3 protein-coding genes are annotated in these 3,273 nt (G+C 35.3%); 2 read left to right on the top strand and 1 reads right to left on the bottom strand.

The features are described from left to right. Nucleotides 1-1,283, bottom strand: a 1,283-nt coding sequence (locus ACNKXV_RS13205; RefSeq protein WP_417908212.1) for an IPT/TIG domain-containing protein, incomplete at its 3' end; no start/stop codon positions are given. 356 nt (nucleotides 1,284-1,639) lie between these two features. Here ACNKXV_RS13205 and ACNKXV_RS13200 point away from each other — a divergent pair. Further along, the gene (locus tag ACNKXV_RS13200; RefSeq protein WP_417908211.1) at nucleotides 1,640-1,780 is read left to right on the top strand and encodes a hypothetical protein; all 141 of its coding nucleotides are present in this window, start codon (nucleotides 1,640-1,642) and stop codon (nucleotides 1,778-1,780) included. Between the two features lie 456 nt (nucleotides 1,781-2,236). After that, entirely contained in the window at nucleotides 2,237-3,271 is a 1,035-nt protein-coding gene (locus tag ACNKXV_RS13195) for a site-specific integrase (protein WP_417908210.1), read from the top strand. Nucleotides 3,272-3,273 lie beyond the last annotated feature (2 nt).

Raw genomic sequence — 3,273 nt, 5'->3', positions numbered from 1 at the left:
GCATCACTACTAGCAGCATTCAACACATCGGCCACCGCTAAAGATCCTGAACCTGAATTATCCAAGGTCACCGTGGTTGAAGTTACAGCATCCACTACCGGTGGAGTCGTATCTTCTACCGTTACGTCAAAACTACAGATAGCATTAGGAGAACAAGAATTAGATGCGGTAACAGTTACCGTTGTAGTTCCAATATTAAAGGCAGTGCCTGATCCCGTTCCATTTCCGCTACCTGTGGTCGCTCCGCTAAAGGAATAAGTCAAGGTAGGCGAAGGACTTCCAGAAGCAACAACTGAATAATTTACAATAGCCAAACAGGAGTTTGGATCAGGTGATTTAGTAATATTGGAAGAACAGGAAGTAAATGATGGTGGTTGATTTACGGTATAGCTTGCAGTAGTTACTGCACATCCATTGCTATTCGTAATTGTGATAGGTCCCGTAGTTGCTCCTGCTGGAATAATTACTTGTAAAGAAGTAGTTGTTGTAGAAGTTGAACTTGTAGTACTGGCTCCAGTAAAAGAAATTGTATTTGTAGCACCGAATGTAAAATTGGTTCCTGTAAAGGTAATTATAGAACCTCGACAAGCAGCTGCTGGCATTGCGGTTACGGTTGGGGGTGTACAAGCAGTATAAGTAAATGCATTGTTTTTAGTATCGCTGAAGATTGGATTACCAGTCCCAGTTTCGGTTCCCTCAACTGAAATATTTACTGTACCACTTCCTCCTGGTGCTGTTGCATTAATCTGATTAGATCCATTTGTAAATGTAAAGGAAGCACTAGTACCTGCAAATTTAACAGAGGTTATAGTATTAGCAGTTTTATTTAAACTAATGACTACTGTTGTTCCAGCGGGACCGGAGCTAGGGGATGCTCCATTAATTGCAGGTGTATTAGGACCATCCGTAAACTCCACCCATGCATGTCTTGCAGGTAAAGCAGGATCCATCCCATCGGCATAAGCTCTTAACGTAGATCCAAGACAGTCATCTTCGCATACATGCCAGGTAGTAACAAAGCCACCGTTCTCATCTGCATCGACAAACCAAACATCATGTTCATCTCCAGTATCTGGAGTTTCATCGGCATGTAAAACCTGTAATTTCACCTGTTCGTTTGGCAAATAACCACTCCCGGTAAAAGTCGCGGTAGTTCCAGGTGCATAATCATCCTTATCGGAAGTCAAGGTCTGAGAGAATCCCAAATACGCATTAAAGCATAGGAAAAATGCAAGGAAAAGAAATCCTTTCATTTTACCCGTTTCAGGTAAAAAATCCTTCATAATTGTAGTTTTTTAGTTGGTAACTAAATATGAAAACCTGTAGGGATAGGCGTTCGATGTGTAGGTAATAATAAAACTTGGACAGTGGAAAGAAGAGCCTTTAACTCCCTTAACAAGAACTAATTAACAAATAATATAGTTTTGTTTAATTATAATTCATAATTTTTCGAAGAATGGACTACAAAATTCGTTTAAAACCACAATTAACTGATTAACAGACTACAAAACTGCAGATTAATTCATTTTTAATGAAAAATGTACGAATGAAATTTTTCCAGATCAGTTCCCATATTAAAAGTCAGTGACAATAGAAAGAAAACTTTTTCCGTAAATATTGCGAATAAACCTGGTTACATATGGAATTGGTGAAAGATTTAAAAATCAAAAAAGCAAGCTTTCTTCATATTAATCTTGATTCCTCCAGGATTCGGTGCGCGCATCCTGCAAAGCTCCGCTTTGAAAATCAAAAAGCCTCAAAATCAAAAAAGCAAGCTTAATAATTTTGCTTGCTTTTTGATTTATTCGTGACCCCGGCAGGACAACTTTAAATTTAATATGAAAAATACATCCAACCCAATTAAACATACCTAAAACCCTTTACTTAATAGGGTTTACACCAATTTTAAAATTAATTTTAATTAAGAAAAGTAAAGTAGACTATAGAAAAATACAAAAAAGGGCGGTACATTTGGCGGTACAATAAAATAATCTATATGAGTTCAGTAACAGTAAAACTTCGGAAAGGAAAGGGGACCATTCAAAACATTTACATCCATTTTAATTACGGAAGAAAAAAACAATATAGATATGCAACTGGGCTCAGTGTAAAGAAAGCAGAGCACTGGAATTCGTCTACAAATTCTGTAAAAAATGTAAAAGCTGAACCAGACAGTAACAATATCAATACAGATCTCAGCAAGCTTCTCTCCTATTCTACAGAGCTCCTAAACAATTTGGAAAGAGAAGATGCAATAATTGACAACAAGCTCCTTAAGGATCGAATAAAAGAGTTTAAAAATAATGGCTTTAAAGTAGTTCAAAAAAAAAGTATATCCTTTATAGAGTATTATGAATGGTTTTTAAACTATTACGAGAAAAAACCACGTCCTAGAACTAAAGGGCCACTTGCAGAATCTACTTTAAAGACTTACAAAAATTCAAAAAGGGTGATTGAAGACTATGAATCTGATATTGGAAGAAAATTAATGTTTGAACATATAACCTTATCCTTTCACTCAGATTTTATTGATCACTTACAGGATGCAGACCATGGGGAAAATTACATAGGTACGCATATTAAAAATATAAAAACTGTGATGAACGACGCGTATGAAAGAGGTTTTCATACAAACTTGGATTTTAAAAAATCTGGTTTCACTAAACCTGGAGAAGAGGTAAATCATATTTATCTTAATAAGGATGAAATTACCAGAATAAAGGATATTGACTACACCAACCGACCTCACCTGGATAATGCAAGAGATCTTTTTGTCATAGCAGCATCCACAGGGTTAAGGGTTTCTGATTACAAAAAATTAACTCTTGAAAACATCAAATCTCATAGTAGTGGTTTAAAATACTTAAAAGTCAAAACTCAAAAAACCGGAAAAATCGTGAATATCCCGTTGCACGGAAATGTGATTTCAATTTTAAAGAAAAGAGGAAACAAATTTCCTAAGATGATGCCTTCTCAAAAAATAAATGATGCTTTAAAAACAATTGGTAAAAAAGCAAAATTGAATGAGGAAATTGAAATTGAAAAAACTATAGGTGGAATAAAAACTAAATTAAAATATAAAAAGTGGCAATTATTAACTAACCATACTGCACGTAGAAGTTTTTGCACCAATGCTTACAAAGCAGAAATGCCTATTTATGATATTATGTCAATGAGTGGACATACTTCCGAAAAAACATTTTACAACTATATCAAAGCCACGCCTATGGAGCGCCTGGAAAAAATTTCGAAACATGTATTTTTTAATTAGTC

It is taken from the genome of Christiangramia aquimixticola (assembly GCF_048285835.1).
Taxonomy (GTDB): domain Bacteria; phylum Bacteroidota; class Bacteroidia; order Flavobacteriales; family Flavobacteriaceae; genus Christiangramia; species Christiangramia aquimixticola.
This window is presented reverse-complemented; position numbering and strand designations above follow the sequence as displayed.

Bases quoted from the DNA above. Each gene is read 5' to 3' on its own strand.
- ACNKXV_RS13200 (WP_417908211.1), top strand. From the start codon at position 1,640: ATGGAATTGGTGAAAGATTTAAAAATCAAAAAAGCAAGCTTTCTTCAT.